Origin of the sequence: Alteromonas sp. MB-3u-76 (genome assembly GCF_002831605.1) — a bacterium.
GTDB classification, from domain to species: Bacteria; Pseudomonadota; Gammaproteobacteria; order Enterobacterales; family Alteromonadaceae; genus Alteromonas; species Alteromonas hispanica.
In genome coordinates, this window is record NZ_CP025115.1 from 3,024,444 (window position 1) to 3,037,839 (window position 13,396).

The 13,396-nt window shown below is 44.3% G+C and carries 15 protein-coding genes; 10 read left to right on the plus strand and 5 right to left on the minus strand.

Annotation, left to right across the window (positions count from 1 at the left end; genetic code table 11):
- Positions 1-9: 9 nt before the first annotated feature.
- The 5 genes from secD to CW735_RS13550 form a co-directional block, all read right to left on the minus strand.
- Positions 10-1,854 (minus strand): protein translocase subunit SecD, encoded by a 1,845-nt coding sequence (gene secD / locus CW735_RS13530; RefSeq protein ID WP_071980175.1) that lies wholly within the window; start codon positions 1,852-1,854, stop codon positions 10-12.
- Positions 1,855-1,909: 55 nt separating this feature from the next.
- Positions 1,910-2,248, minus strand: coding sequence for a preprotein translocase subunit YajC (gene yajC / locus CW735_RS13535; protein WP_071980176.1), 339 nt, complete (start codon positions 2,246-2,248; stop codon positions 1,910-1,912).
- 51 nt (positions 2,249-2,299) lie between these two features.
- Positions 2,300-3,412 carry a tRNA guanosine(34) transglycosylase Tgt gene (tgt, locus tag CW735_RS13540; RefSeq protein ID WP_071980177.1) on the minus strand — a complete coding sequence of 371 codons (1,113 nt, stop codon included), beginning with the start codon at positions 3,410-3,412 and terminating at the stop codon, positions 2,300-2,302.
- Positions 3,413-3,697: 285 nt separating this feature from the next.
- Positions 3,698-4,747 (minus strand): tRNA preQ1(34) S-adenosylmethionine ribosyltransferase-isomerase QueA, encoded by a 1,050-nt coding sequence (queA, locus tag CW735_RS13545; protein ID WP_100972616.1) that lies wholly within the window; start codon positions 4,745-4,747, stop codon positions 3,698-3,700.
- Between the two features lie 357 nt (positions 4,748-5,104).
- On the minus strand, positions 5,105-5,311 hold the full coding sequence (locus tag CW735_RS13550; protein WP_232230647.1) for a DUF6471 domain-containing protein: 207 nt from the start codon (positions 5,309-5,311) through the stop codon (positions 5,105-5,107).
- Between the two features lie 322 nt (positions 5,312-5,633).
- Between CW735_RS13550 and CW735_RS13555 the strand changes: the two genes are divergently transcribed.
- The 10 genes from CW735_RS13555 to CW735_RS13600 all read left to right on the plus strand — a co-directional run bounded on the left by CW735_RS13555 (position 5,634) and on the right by CW735_RS13600 (position 13,377).
- A complete protein-coding gene (locus CW735_RS13555) occupies positions 5,634-6,023 on the plus strand; it encodes a DUF2170 family protein (RefSeq protein WP_071980179.1) in 390 nt (129 codons plus the stop codon).
- Between the two features lie 23 nt (positions 6,024-6,046).
- Entirely contained in the window at positions 6,047-6,727 is a 681-nt protein-coding gene (locus CW735_RS13560) for a PspA/IM30 family protein (RefSeq protein WP_071980180.1), read from the plus strand.
- A 200-nt stretch (positions 6,728-6,927) separates the two neighbouring features.
- Complete coding sequence (locus CW735_RS13565) at positions 6,928-7,983, plus strand: potassium channel protein (protein ID WP_198520972.1); 1,056 nt, start codon at positions 6,928-6,930, stop codon at positions 7,981-7,983.
- A 10-nt stretch (positions 7,984-7,993) separates the two neighbouring features.
- Positions 7,994-8,638, plus strand: coding sequence for a YjfK family protein (locus CW735_RS13570; protein ID WP_100972618.1), 645 nt, complete (start codon positions 7,994-7,996; stop codon positions 8,636-8,638).
- Between the two features lie 13 nt (positions 8,639-8,651).
- On the plus strand, positions 8,652-9,068 hold the full coding sequence (locus CW735_RS13575; protein ID WP_071981314.1) for a DUF350 domain-containing protein: 417 nt from the start codon (positions 8,652-8,654) through the stop codon (positions 9,066-9,068).
- Between the two features lie 151 nt (positions 9,069-9,219).
- Entirely contained in the window at positions 9,220-9,792 is a 573-nt protein-coding gene (locus CW735_RS13580; RefSeq protein ID WP_071981315.1) for a DUF1190 family protein, read from the plus strand.
- Position 9,793: 1 nt separating this feature from the next.
- Entirely contained in the window at positions 9,794-10,960 is a 1,167-nt protein-coding gene (locus tag CW735_RS13585; RefSeq protein WP_100972622.1) for a glutathionylspermidine synthase family protein, read from the plus strand.
- Positions 10,961-11,084: 124 nt separating this feature from the next.
- The gene (locus CW735_RS13590) at positions 11,085-11,627 is read left to right on the plus strand and encodes a rhomboid family intramembrane serine protease (protein WP_100972624.1); all 543 of its coding nucleotides are present in this window, start codon (positions 11,085-11,087) and stop codon (positions 11,625-11,627) included.
- A gap of 44 nt (positions 11,628-11,671) precedes the next feature.
- Positions 11,672-12,373 carry a VC0807 family protein gene (locus CW735_RS13595; protein WP_100972626.1) on the plus strand — a complete coding sequence of 234 codons (702 nt, stop codon included), beginning with the start codon at positions 11,672-11,674 and terminating at the stop codon, positions 12,371-12,373.
- Between the two features lie 272 nt (positions 12,374-12,645).
- Positions 12,646-13,377, plus strand: coding sequence for an ABC transporter ATP-binding protein (locus CW735_RS13600; RefSeq protein WP_100972628.1), 732 nt, complete (start codon positions 12,646-12,648; stop codon positions 13,375-13,377).
- Positions 13,378-13,396 lie beyond the last annotated feature (19 nt).

Below are 13,396 nucleotides of genomic sequence, written 5' to 3' on the forward strand. Positions count from 1 at the left end.
TTACGCTCCTTAAATCGCCAATTTCTCTAGACGTTTTCCACCATACACAGCGTTAACAATAACGCGCGTAACTAAAATAGCGGTAAACATAGAAGTGGCAATACCAATCATAAGCGTAATAGAGAACCCTTTAATTGGACCTGTACCCACTGCGAACAAAATAAGCCCCGCAATGAAGGTAGTAATGTTGGCATCTAAAATAGTCGAAAATGCACTGTCGTACCCGTGGTGTATAGCTTGCTGCGGGCTGCGACCGTCTCGCAGTTCCTCTCGGATTCGCTCGAATATAAGCACGTTAGCATCTACCGCCATACCAACGGTAAGTACAATACCAGCCATACCAGGCAGGGTTAATGTTGCTCCTGGGATCATAGACATAATGCCCACAATCATGACCAAGTTAGTCACCAGCGCAACGTTAGCCACAATACCGAAGGCTTTGTAATACACCAGCATAAAGGCAAGTACTGCTAGCAAACCATAAACAATGGCCTGTGTGCCAAGTTCAATGTTTTCTTTACCTAAGCTTGGGCCCACTGTGCGTTCTTCAACAATTTGAATAGGCGCGATAAGTGCACCAGCACGAAGAAGTAACGCAAGGTCGCGGGCTTCTTTTGGCGAGTCTAAACCTGTAATTTGGAACTTACTGCCAAGCTGAGCGCGGATGGTGGCAACAGAGATAACTTGTTCTTCTTTTTCAAAGATAAGCTTGTCTTCTTTATTGCGCTCGCCCGTGGCTTTATATTCAATGAAAACAGTTGCCATTGGCTTACCGATGTTGCCGCGAGTAGAGCGCGACATTTTGTTTCCGCCTTCAGAATCTAGCGAGATGTTTACATTGGGTAGGCCGTATTCGTCTACACCGCTGTTTGCATCAATAATGTGGCTACCAGTAAGCATGATGCGCTTTTCTAATAGCTGCGGTACGCCCTGTTGGTCTTCAATAATTTGAGAGCCCGGAGGCACGCGACCGTTTAATGCATCGCGAACATCGTTTTTCTGATCCAACATACGAAACTCAAGCGTTGCCGTAGCGTTCAAAATCTCTTTTGCACGCGCTGTATCTTGAATACCTGGTAATTGAACCACAATACGATCGGCACCCTGCTTTTGAACAAGCGGCTCGGCCACTCCTAATTGGTTTACACGGTTGCGGATAATTGTGATGTTTTGCTTCACTGCATTATCACGAATTTCTTGCAGCTTGCTTTCAGCAAACGTTGCGCGCAACGTCAATTCACCAACTTCATCAAACGTAAGGTCACGGCTTTGATTACGGAGGAAAAACTTCGCTTTATCTAACGCATCTTCATCGCGAAAGGTAATGTCGATATGGTTGCCCACTTGTTTTACACCGCGGTAGCGAATCTCTTCACCACGAAGTGATGTTCTAAATCCGCTTTCTGCATCTTCAAGGGATTTAGTGATTACCTCTGACATATCAACTTCCATGAGGAAGTGAACGCCACCACGAAGATCTAGACCTAACTTCATCGGCGTGCCTCCCAGACTTTCAAGCCATTCTGGCGTGTCTGGGGCGAGGTTCATTGCAACAAAATAATCGTCACCAAGGAGGCGCTCTAGCGTTTCACGAGCAATAAGCTGTGTATCTGAATCGGAAACCCGAACTAGAATTTGGTCATTTTCGAATTCGATGCGTTTTGGCGTTATCGACTTTTCAGCCAACGCAGTTTTAACTTGCTCAACCATTGATTGAGTAACAACAGCGTCGCGGCCTGCGGAAATTTGAACGGCGTGGTCTTCGCCGTAAATATTGGGAAGAGCGTAAAGTGCACACATTGCAACCACAATAAGCGCACTTAACACTTTCCATATTGAATTTTTGTTTAGCACTGGATAATCCTTTCGTGCCAACGCCAAGCAACAACTTGGCGCCGACGTTTGTTACTTACAGCGACTTCATTGTGCCTTTTGGCAATACAGCAGTCACTGAAGATTTCTGTACAACGATGTTGCTTGCTTCGTTAAGCGCTACTTCAATAAAGTCTTTATCGTCGGCTACCTTAGTAATTTTTCCTACTAGGCCACCTTGCGTAAGCACTTCGTCGCCTTTACTTAGTGAAGCTACTAAGTTTTTGTGCTCTTTTACGCGCTTAGCTTGTGGGCGATAAAGAAGAAAGTAAAAAATTAAACCGAAAACGGCCAACATAATTAGCATTTCCATGCCACCGCCTTGAGATGCACCACCAGCAGATTGCGCGTATGCGTTTGAGATAAATAGACTCATAAAATTCCCCGAGTATTGTTGTTATTTAAATATTTTCTTTGTTTTTCAACATTAAAGCGCCGGTACCGGCAACCCTTTCTGTTCATAGAAGGTGTGAACGAATTCATCCATTGTGCCTGCTTCAATAGCATCGCGCATGCCTTGCATAACACGCTGGTAATGACGCAAATTGTGAATAGTGTTTAGTCGCGCACCTAATATCTCGTTACACTTATCTAAGTGATGTAAATAAGAGCGAGAATAATTTTTACAAGTGTAACAGTCACAATTTTCGTCTAATGGTGATGTATCGTTGCGATGTTTAGCGTTGCGGATCTTAATAACGCCTTCGCTTACGAACAAATGTCCGTTACGTGCATTTCGCGTTGGCATAACGCAGTCGAACATATCGATACCGCGGCGTACTGCTTCCACCAAATCTTCAGGTTTACCTACACCCATAAGGTAACGAGGCTTATCTTCAGGTATTTTTGGTGCTGTATGGTCGATAATGCGGATCATGTCTTCTTTAGGCTCACCTACTGATAAACCGCCGATGGCATATCCGTCGAAGCCGATTGCCTCAAGCCCGGCAAGCGACACATCACGAAGACCTTCATACATACCGCCTTGGATAATGCCAAATAAAGCAGCAGGGTTGTCGCCGTGAGCATCTTTACTGCGCTTCGCCCAGCGCAACGACATTTCCATAGATACACGAGCTTCTTGCTCGGTTGCAGGATAAGGCGTACATTCATCAAAAATCATGACGATGTCTGAACCAAGGTCTGCCTGAACTTCCATAGACTTTTCTGGCGTAAGCAATATTTTTTCACCGTTGATTGGCGAACGGAACGTAACGCCTTCTTCGGTAATTTTGCGCAGATCGCCTAAGCTGAATACCTGAAAACCGCCAGAGTCGGTAAGAATGGGTCTGTCCCAATTCATAAAATCATGAAGATCGCCGTGTTGACGGATAATACCGGTACCAGGGCGTAACATCAGGTGAAAAGTATTTCCCAAACATATGTGCGCGCCGCTTTCTTCTAACTCTTCTGGCGTCATGCCTTTTACAGTACCGTAAGTACCTACTGGCATAAATGCGGGAGTTTCAACAACACCACGCTCAAATTTAAGACGACCGCGTCTGGCGCGACCGTCAGTTTTTACTAACTCAAATTGCATGTAAGAACTTTCCCGTCTTAGCTCACATTTTTTTAGTTCTTGCTATTTTTGCTTTTAGCAACAACAAAAAGTGCGCTTGGTAAAAACCTGCGCCCGATATAAAAGCTTTAATATCTACACTTACTACCGCTTAATAATATTGAAGCTTGTTATAGCTCGACGCTTATTACAGACCGAGCGCTGGACAATAAAAATAATTGCGCGAGATTATACCAGCAATTTGTATGAGATCATGCCTTGTATCTATATTTCTACTGAAGTGAACGAATAAGAAGGAACTTTTCGCTATTCGCCTTTTTCTATAAACATGGAATCACCGTAGCTAAAGAACCTGTATTCCTTCTCAATAGCCTCTTGATAGGCTTTCATAACATGGTCTTTGGAAGCAAAGGCGCTGATAAGCATCATGAGCGTAGATTCTGGCAAGTGAAAGTTGGTAAACATGGCGTCGACCACCTTAAACTCAAAGCCAGGATATATAAAGATTTCGGTGTCGTCGTAGAAAGGCCCGATAACATCATCTTCTTTGCGCTCGGTGCTGAATTTTGCCGCAGACTCTAGTGAACGTACCGACGTTGTGCCTACCGCAATAACCCTTTTACCGGCGGCTTTTGTTTGTAGCACTGCATCTACAACTTCCTGAGGCACCTCTGCATACTCTGCGTGCATTTTGTGTTCTGTTATGTCGTCCACACGCACGGGTTGGAAAGTACCTGCACCTACATGCAAAGTAACAAACACCAAATTAACGCCCTTTTCTTTCAGTGCATTCAGTATTTCATCGTCGAAGTGAAGACCCGCTGTTGGCGCTGCAACAGCACCCGGCTTCTCGTTGTACACCGTTTGATAACGCTCTTTATCTGAGCTTTCATCGGGCCTGTCTATGTAAGGTGGTAGCGGCATATGACCGTGAGCTTCGAGTAACTCAAGCACAGTTTCATCATGGTCGAATTGCAGAACAAACAACGCATCATCTCGACCTGTAACCGTCACGTTTACTTTATCTTCTAGCACCAGCTTAGTACCGGGCTTAGGCGCTTTACTTGCTCTCACATGAGCAAGGGCACAATTGTTACCTGTAATACGCTCAATCAGTACCTCTACCTGTCCACCCGTTTCTTTTTTGCCCAGCAAGCGCGCAGGAATGACACGAGTATTATTGAAAACTAACAGATCACCGGGTTCAACAAGGTCAATCATGTCGGCAAACATTGAGTGCGCCACATCTCCCGTTTTACCGTCTAGGCGCAGAAGCCTACTTGCAGCTCGTTGTTCAGTAGGATATTTTGCTATTAGTTTTTCGGGAAGTTCAAAGCTAAAATCAGAAAGTTTCATAACGTTACGGCGTACTCTATTAGAATTTAAAAATGTATAAGATTGGATAATTCATTATAAAATCACATACCTAACAACATTGCTCAAAATTAGCACAATCAATCTTAATCGGTTAAGATGCTTGTCAGATAGTGATGACGTTCTCCCTGACAATTCTTTATCTTTTTTATTCCCTTTTGATACCCAGCATTGCTGGGTATTTTTTTATCTGCTGTCTTTATCTACTGCGAAATCTGCCGCGTGATCTACCGAGAGAACCACCGAGAGAACTACTCGCGTTCTCAACAAGCGTGCTCTTTAGCTTATATTGTTAGTTCATTGCTTTGCTGCATAGTTTACCTAACTTACGCGCTAAGGTCAGTAAGCATTAAGGTCAGTCAGGATCTCTTCTAAAACCGAGGCATCTATTGGCCTAGCTTTTAACACTAAAAGTATTTGAAGCAGTAAATCTGCTCCCATTATTCCCTTATTCACTTTATTCCTTAAATTATCAGCGCTTTGCTCTATACCAATGGCAGCAAGACGCTGGCTCAAATCTTGATACTTCACACCGCGTACTGACATTTCTGATTTAACAACCCGTGCCACGGTTTGTCTCCACGCATTTTTTGCACTCAGTTCGCTCTCCAAAACCACCTCCACCACTAAACCACACCACTAAACTGCACCCATTTGTGAATCATTATTTACAAAAACACACTTTTTTACACTTATGAAGTGTTTTTGTTATTGACGATTATGGCACAAAGGATCTACACTTCAAGTCAAGATGTTGGCGTATGTGAAAAATACTGGTTACAGTAGCAATTGCTAAAGGCGTATTAACCTGTCAACTGACATTGATTCACATACGACATTATCGCTTCAATCATTTAAGGAGAACACTATGAGTTGGGAACTGGAAAGCATCGAAACCTTATTAAAAGAGGTAGATGACTTTGTGGTAACACGAGAAGAGAACTGCTTACTCATTGCAAATCAAGACGGCATAGACGCTTGGCTAGCAATAAGCGGTGAACAAATAATAGTAGAAAGCCTATTATTTTCCGCTTCTGAAGTTAAAGACAAAGCCGCTCTTGACCATGAAATTCTGTCATCTCATATGGTGTTTCCACTCACCACGGTAGGCATTTCTACAATAGGTGGAGATGAATACTACACCGCTTTTGGCGCATTAAGTGCGCAGTCAAAAAGCGAAAGTATCATTATTGAAGTTGAAACCTTGTTTCAGAATGTCGCATCGTTTTTAGATGCTTACGAAATTCACCTTAACTAAAATTTTCTTTTAAGGAGAAGCATATGTCAGTGTGGAAAAAATTAATTACCGCTGTGAAAGGTGGCGCTACCGAAGCCGCTCAGTCTGTTGCCGATAGCCAGGCTATTCGAATTCTGGAGCAAGAAATTAGAGAAGCAAAAGAGGAATTACGCAAGTCTGATCACGCTCGCACGCAAATTCTTGCTAAGTGTAAGCTTTCGCAACAAAAGGTAGAGAGCTTCAATGCATCTATTGCTGAATACGAAGCACACGCGCGAAAAGCGGTGGATAGCGATCGCCAGTTAGCGCTAGATTGTGCACAAAAAGTATCAGAGTTGAGTGAAGAGCGAGCGCAAGAGCAATCTTACTTAGATCAGTTCAAACAGTCGGAGAAACAACTGGCGCACAATATTCAACAAGCAAAAGCGAATCTTCGTCGCTTAGAGCAGCAGGTTGATATGGTGAAAGCGACAGAAAGCGTGCAAAAGGCTCAAGTGGCCGTGTCATCTAGACACATGGGCGCGAACAGCAAAATGAAGACAGCGACGGAATCTTTGTCTCGCATTCAGGACAAACAGAAACTGCGCAATGCCGAACTTCAGGCCGCAGAAGAGCTGGCAAGCGAAGAGTCTAGCAGCGACCTTGAAAAGCGTCTTGCCGAAGCTGGCATTAAAGGCGGCAAAACGTCTGCCGACGATGAGCTTGCTAGAATTTTAGGTAAGTAGTAATAACAAATCAAAGGGGAGCTTAGCAGCTCCCCTTTTTTGCTAGTAAAAAGCACTTAGTGGGCGTGACTCTTAACACACGCCTTGTCTAGACGGCACAAAGACCGCTGCGACAATCTAAAGCAACGTTCAACATCCCCTAGACAAATCAAAGGCTTCAGGGCACAGTAGCAGCACGCATAACAGGGGTTGTTTCGTTTATGTCTCCATGGATAAAACTGCGCAAAATCATGCTGCAATATTTTGCAGAATCTCGCTGGTACACCATATTAGGTGCTACAGCATTTTATGCCGTCAGCAGCTATTGGCTGCTGTATGCTGCAAATGAAAACGAACTCATCGGCAATGTCGATTTTCTTTACTGGCTAGCCGTTACTGCCTCAACCGTAGGTTATGGCGATCTTTCGCCCGTAACCTCAGCGGGTAAACTAATTGTCGCCATTTACGTTATTCCACTAGGCTTGAGTATTTTTGCCATGGTAATTGGCAGAATGGCTGCTTGGGTGTCTGAACAATGGAGAAAAGGATTATTGGGTATGACTAACTTAGCTGTAGAAAATCATATATTGGTCATTGGCTGGAACGAGCAGCGCACCATGCTATTGCTTAACTTACTGCTTCAAGAGCGCGACGCCATGGTGCCGCGGCCAGACATTGTGCTTTGCGTTAAAGCTGATATTAGCAACCCTATGCCAGGCATAGTGGAGTTCGTCAAAGTTGACTCCTTCAATAAAGACGAAGATATGGACCGAGCCTGCGTTGCATCAGCCGCCACGATTTTGATTGATAACCCGCAAGATGATGTAACCATGACCACGGCGCTGTACTGCTCTAGACGCAACCCAGGCGCCCATCAAGTAGCTTACTTCGAAGACGAAAGCTTAGTGGGCTTATTACAAGATCATTGTCCGAAGGTTGAGTGCACGCCAAGCGTAGCGGTAGAAATGTTAGCAAAAGCAGCTTTTGACCCTGGCTCGAGTATGCTGCATCACGACTTATTAAGTGTTGATGAGGGTCAAGCTCAGTTCTCAGTAAAAATACCGGCCTCAAGCCCAACCATTTCGGTGGCAAAGCTGTTCATTAATTTAAAGCGCAAACACGACGCAATATTTATTGGCTATGCCCCAGGTGGGCAGGTAAAAGATATGGTGGTCAACCCTCCCCTTGATGAAAAACTCAACCCGGGAGACACCTTGTTTTATATTGCAGTTAGCCGCATTAATGCCATTGACTGGTTAACATTAGACGCAGATTAAGAGGCTTGCTATGTTCGGTAAACTATTTAAAAAAACACAACCCGAAGCGCCCAAAACACCAGAAGTCATGGGCTTGTATTTAGGCGGTTCGTTTGAACTCGACAACCTGAAAATGACTCTGTTAGAACCGTCTCTAACCATTGAAAGCGCCGCGCGCTCTCACCTCATACAGGCTGTTGGCGAGGCGCCTCTTGATACTGGCGGTACCATTTTACGATTTTACACCGACGACGATGCTTTTTTGCAGGTGATCCTCGACGGTGGCATGAGTGAAAATCACATTACTGATGTGAAATTATGGCACTTTTACGACACTCAAACTATTGGTAGCGATGCGCAGTGGAACAAATGCCTATCGGATATTATTAGTCAGCCTACCTATGAAATTGACGGCGCTGTTTTTACAAGGGTGTGGGGAGCAATTGGCGACGAGTCGCCGCCCGTTGCCGTAACAGAGACCACCTATGAAGAAGATGGTGACATTAGTAAAACAGACCAGTTTATGATGCTTTACGAGCGCCCAATAGATAACGATCGCGTTGAGACACTGCTTGTTGTGGGTGAGGAAAAACAAGTGGGTAATAATTTAGACAGATGCTTGGTTATTTCAACCGGCATTGACATTGAACCAGCAGATTTAACGATTAACGGATAGGAACAGAATTATGATGGATACAATCATGCAATCGCTCGCGGGCTTAGACAATTTCGCATTGTACTTTGGCCTTTCTATTGTGTTCTTGTTTATTTTTAAACTTGTTTACGCATTAGTTACTCCTCACGACGAATGGAAGTTGGTAAAAGAAGAGAAAAATACCGCAGCTGCAATAGGTTATGGCGGCGCGATTATCGGTTTTGCGATTGCGCTAGGTAGCGCTGCTTCTAACTCCGTTGCGGTAGTAGATTTTGCCATATGGGCCATAGTGGCAGTTATTGCTCAGTCGTTGGCGTTTGGTATTTTGCGTTTTAGTTTTATGCCCAAAATCGCTGAGCGCATTAACAACAACGAGGTGTCGGCAGGCATTATGCTAGCCAGTATGTCTATTGCTGTAGGCCTACTCAATGCGGCATGCATGACCTACTAAGGGGGCAGCAATGACAGACTCAATCGATAAAAAATTTACACAACGCAGTAATGTGATTAAGGCCGACAGTCAAATCACGTCGGCTCAGCCTTCTGAAAACCCTGAGCCCGTGGCCACAACAAAGCGAAGTAAACACATAAACTTAAATCGCATGCGTAAGGCGTTTAGTGTGAAGCCACTTACCCTAGGTGTGGCCAGTGTTTTACTTTCTGCATGCGGTGCCGAGCGTGAAGAAGCAAAAATTTATACTTCCATAGACGATTGTAAGCAGGATTATCCAGACGCACTTGAAAAGTGTGAAGCTGCATATCAAACAGCCGTTGATGAGGCCATGCGCACCAGCCCACGATTCAACTCAGAATACGATTGTGAGTATGAATTCGGGCCCAACCAGTGCAGAAGTGTAAATACCAATAGCGGCAGTTTTTTTATGCCATTTATGGCTGGTTATATGGTGAGTTCGCTACTTTCACCTAATCGGTATTACTCACAGCCACTTTATACCTCATCCTCCTATAACTCCCCTTTTCGCTCTCGCTGGATAACGGCAGACGGTTACGTGTTCGACGGTGATATTCGCAAACGCAACTATCGAGTAAGAAAAGAAACCCTTAAGCCTAAGCCAACAGTGAACCGCACAATGAAAAGAGGCGGCTTTGGAAGTAGCGTACGCGCTAAATCATCGTGGGGCAGTAGCAGCCGCAAAGGCGGATGGGGCGGCTAGCATGTTTAGAATGCCATGCCAGCCAAGGAAGGACTGGCAGCAGCTTGCTTCTGAGTTTGGCTTTAATTTCCACACCATGTACGGTGAGCCCTACTGGGATGAAAGCGCCTACTATCAATTTTCTATTGATCAAATTGAAAAAGGCATAGAAGATCCTACAGCCGAACTTCACCAAATGTGCTTAGCTGTTGTAGAGGAAGTGGTAAATAGCGAAGCCCTACTCCAACGCTTTGCTATTCCTCAACAACACTGGGAGCTGGTTCGCTCTAGCTGGTTTAATGCCGATCCTAGCTTATATTCTCGCTTAGATTTAGTTTACAACGGTTCTGGCCCGGCCAAACTACTGGAAAATAACGCCGACACCCCTACCAGTTTGTATGAATCGGGCTTTTGGCAATGGCTGTGGCTTGAACAAAACGTGAATGGCGGGAAGCTGCCAAGGCATGCTGATCAGTTTAACAGCCTACAAGAGAAACTAGTTCACCGGTTCCGTGAAATTACCAAGCATTATAACATCCAGCAAATGCATATGGCTTGCTGCCAAGATACCGACGAAGATCGCGGCACTGTACAATATTTGCAAGATTGCGCCGCTGAAGCTGGGTTGCTGACAGACTTTGTTTTTATTGAAGATATTGGCATTGCTGACACCGGCGTATTTACCGACCTAAACGACTCTCCTATTACCGACTGTTTTAAACTTTATCCTTGGGAATTCATGTTGCGAGAGGAATTTGGTGACGCATTAAGCGACGCCGACGTAAATTGGTTAGAGCCACCGTGGAAATCGGTTCTCTCTAACAAAGCTCTTTTGCCCATGCTGTGGAAAATGTTCGAAGGTCATCCTAACTTACTGCCTGCCTACTTTGGCGATGAAGCCCATAAATCCACCGCTCAGGGTAAATGGATTAAAAAGCCTCTTTACTCACGAGAAGGCGCAAATGTTTCTATTATCCAAGACGGTAAAGAGAGCGAGCTTAGCAGTGGCCCCTACGGCGAAGAGGGGTTTATTATTCAAGCCTTTGAGCCCTTGCCAACTTTTGGGGAAAACTATACGTTAATTGGCAGCTGGTTGGTGGACGACATGCCCGCGGGTATTTCAGTAAGAGAAGATACATCGTCGATTACCCAAGACCTATCTCGCTATTTGCCGCACATTATTTTATAGCGTTATCACCGTTTTAGCATCATAGCTTGAGTATTGCTTACCTAACTCTAGATTCATTAAGCAAGCAAGACACGCTAAAAATTGTAAAAAGGTACGTGGCAACGATAAATAAAAAGGATTCACTATGAAGTCTCTGTCTATGCAGATTCGTATTATTCTCACACTAGGTGCGCTGTTAATTCTTATTGAAGTAGCAAACCTTCTTACGGGCAATTCACTCAATGCATTTGGTGTTGTTCCCCGTTCTCTTGGGCACTTGCCTTTTATTTTTACAGCGCCGTTTCTGCACGGCACGCCCACACATTTAATGGCCAACCTTTTACCCCTTATGCTGTTTATGTGGCTTACTATGCAATGGGGTAAACGCACCTTTATTATTGCTACCCTTTGCGCGCTGCTTATAGGCGGGTTAGGCGTGTGGGTGTTTGGCAGAAGTGCAACTCACATAGGCGCTAGCGGCATGGTATATGGGTATTTCGGCTTTTTAGTACTGGCAGGGTTTCGCAGTAATAAAATTAGATACTTGTTAATTTCTCTTGTGGTAGCGGCGCTTTACGGTGGAATGTTGGTAGGCGTGTTGCCTACTTCAAAATTTATTTCTTTTGAATATCATTTATTTGGCTTTCTAGGCGGGTTATTTGCCGCATGGCACTGGGCACGCAAATAAGTTTCCGTATAATCAAAGCATGAAATTAGACGTTATAGATTAATATGTCAGCAGTACAACAACCTTCACAAAAAAATCAGGGGTTCTTTGGCAACCTAGCCTTCAACATTATTATCCCTGTCGTACTGATGAGCTACGCAAGCTCTGAAGATTATTTAGGACCGGCATGGAGTATTGTTGCCGCGCTGAGCTTTCCTATTGGATATGGACTTTACGATTTAAAGCAGTCGGGTAAGGTAAACGGCTTTTCGATCTTAGGGATAATCAGCGTATTGCTTACCGGTGGTTTCAGCCTTTTAAAACTTCCAGCAGAATACATTGCCATAAAAGAAGCAGCGATACCTGCAGTAATAGGCATTGCGGTATTAGTAACGCAATACAGTGAAAAACCGCTGGTAAAGATGCTTATTCTTAACGACCAAATAATAAATTGGCCGCACTTAAACGAGGTGCTTGATGCCAAAGGCAAGCAGGTTGAATTTAGTAAAAAAGTGGCAGTAAGTTCCTACATTGTTGCCAGCTCTTTCTTTTTGTCTTCGGCACTTAACTATATTCTCGCAAAAATGATTTTGGTTAGCGAACCTGGCACTACAGCCTACACGGAAGAGCTAGGTAGAATGACTGCACTTAGTTACCCAGTTATTGTGATTCCCAGCATGGTGTTGTTAATTGCAGCCTTGTGGTATCTGTTTGCACAGATAAAAAAAGTTACCGGTGAAGAATTAGATAACTTTATTAATCAGTAACAATTAATCAGTAGGGCGGGCCCCCTATCTTTAAAACAAGCCATGGCATTTCTTTTGCCGTGGCTTGAACGTTACTTCTATCCCTCATCTCAAGTTATCCCTCATCTCAAGTCACCTCTTTAAAAGCGAATAAGCATTGCACCATAAGCACCATCTAAGCGTATAAGCTTTCGAAATGAGGCGGGCTGAAAAGCGCTGCACCAGTGCTTTGCCTCTATGCTTTTTTATTAAATATCGTTTGACCTCAAATGCACGGGCGGCGCATTCTCCATATGCTAAAAATTGAAAAATTATCTAAAACCTACGATACCGTTAGTACCCCTATTCTTTCTGCGCTAGATCTGGTTGTTGAAAGTGGGCAATCTGTGACCATTCAGGGGGCGTCTGGCTGCGGTAAATCTACGCTGCTTTCGCTTATTGCCGGCTTTGATAGTCCAACCTCGGGCAACATTACTATCAACGATTACTGTTTACGGCCTGTAAAAGACCCTGCCCATGAAATTGATAACAACAAAAGCGCGTCGCTACAAAGTAAATACGTAGACGAATTTCGAAAAAACGAGCTGGGAATTGTATTTCAAAGTTACAACTTATTTGATTGCTTCAATGCGTGGGACAATATTGCGTTTACCGCAAGACTAAAAGGAAACTATAACAAGCACTATCAGACTGAACTTATGCAGCAATTAAATATACTGCAGCTTGCTAAAAAGCCTATCTCGCAGCTCTCCGGCGGCGAACAGCAACGCTGCGCTATTGCAAGAGCGTTAGTGCACAAACCTTCACTGGTACTGGCAGACGAGCCAACTGGTAACCTAGATGAGGCCACCAGCCAGGCGGTTTCAGATATACTTTTCGACGTGTGCCGTAAAATGAATACCACTTTGCTGGTAGTAACCCATAGCGCTGATGTTGCTCTAAAAGCTGACAATCCACTTTGGCTGCACGCAGGCAAACTTTATACAGACAAAGCATTAACAACGCCATGGAGCCATAGTCTATAGTCAATAGCCCATAGGAATG

What these genes read in the sequence shown, in the direction of transcription:
- yajC (WP_071980176.1), bottom strand. Translation starts at nt 2,248, where the DNA reads ATGAGTCTATTTATCTCAAACGCATACGCGCAATCTGCTGGTGGTGCA.
- tgt (WP_071980177.1), bottom strand. Translation starts at nt 3,412, where the DNA reads ATGCAATTTGAGTTAGTAAAAACTGACGGTCGCGCCAGACGCGGTCGT.
- queA (WP_100972616.1), bottom strand. Translation starts at nt 4,747, where the DNA reads ATGAAACTTTCTGATTTTAGCTTTGAACTTCCCGAAAAACTAATAGCA.
- CW735_RS13550 (WP_232230647.1), bottom strand. Translation starts at nt 5,311, where the DNA reads ATGTCAGTACGCGGTGTGAAGTATCAAGATTTGAGCCAGCGTCTTGCT.
- CW735_RS13555 (WP_071980179.1), top strand. Translation starts at nt 5,634, where the DNA reads ATGAGTTGGGAACTGGAAAGCATCGAAACCTTATTAAAAGAGGTAGAT.
- CW735_RS13560 (WP_071980180.1), top strand. Translation starts at nt 6,047, where the DNA reads ATGTCAGTGTGGAAAAAATTAATTACCGCTGTGAAAGGTGGCGCTACC.
- CW735_RS13565 (WP_198520972.1), top strand. Translation starts at nt 6,928, where the DNA reads ATGTCTCCATGGATAAAACTGCGCAAAATCATGCTGCAATATTTTGCA.
- CW735_RS13570 (WP_100972618.1), top strand. Translation starts at nt 7,994, where the DNA reads ATGTTCGGTAAACTATTTAAAAAAACACAACCCGAAGCGCCCAAAACA.
- CW735_RS13575 (WP_071981314.1), top strand. Translation starts at nt 8,652, where the DNA reads ATGGATACAATCATGCAATCGCTCGCGGGCTTAGACAATTTCGCATTG.
- CW735_RS13580 (WP_071981315.1), top strand. Translation starts at nt 9,220, where the DNA reads ATGCGTAAGGCGTTTAGTGTGAAGCCACTTACCCTAGGTGTGGCCAGT.
- CW735_RS13585 (WP_100972622.1), top strand. Translation starts at nt 9,794, where the DNA reads ATGTTTAGAATGCCATGCCAGCCAAGGAAGGACTGGCAGCAGCTTGCT.
- CW735_RS13590 (WP_100972624.1), top strand. Translation starts at nt 11,085, where the DNA reads ATGAAGTCTCTGTCTATGCAGATTCGTATTATTCTCACACTAGGTGCG.
- CW735_RS13595 (WP_100972626.1), top strand. Translation starts at nt 11,672, where the DNA reads ATGTCAGCAGTACAACAACCTTCACAAAAAAATCAGGGGTTCTTTGGC.
- CW735_RS13600 (WP_100972628.1), top strand. Translation starts at nt 12,646, where the DNA reads ATGCTAAAAATTGAAAAATTATCTAAAACCTACGATACCGTTAGTACC.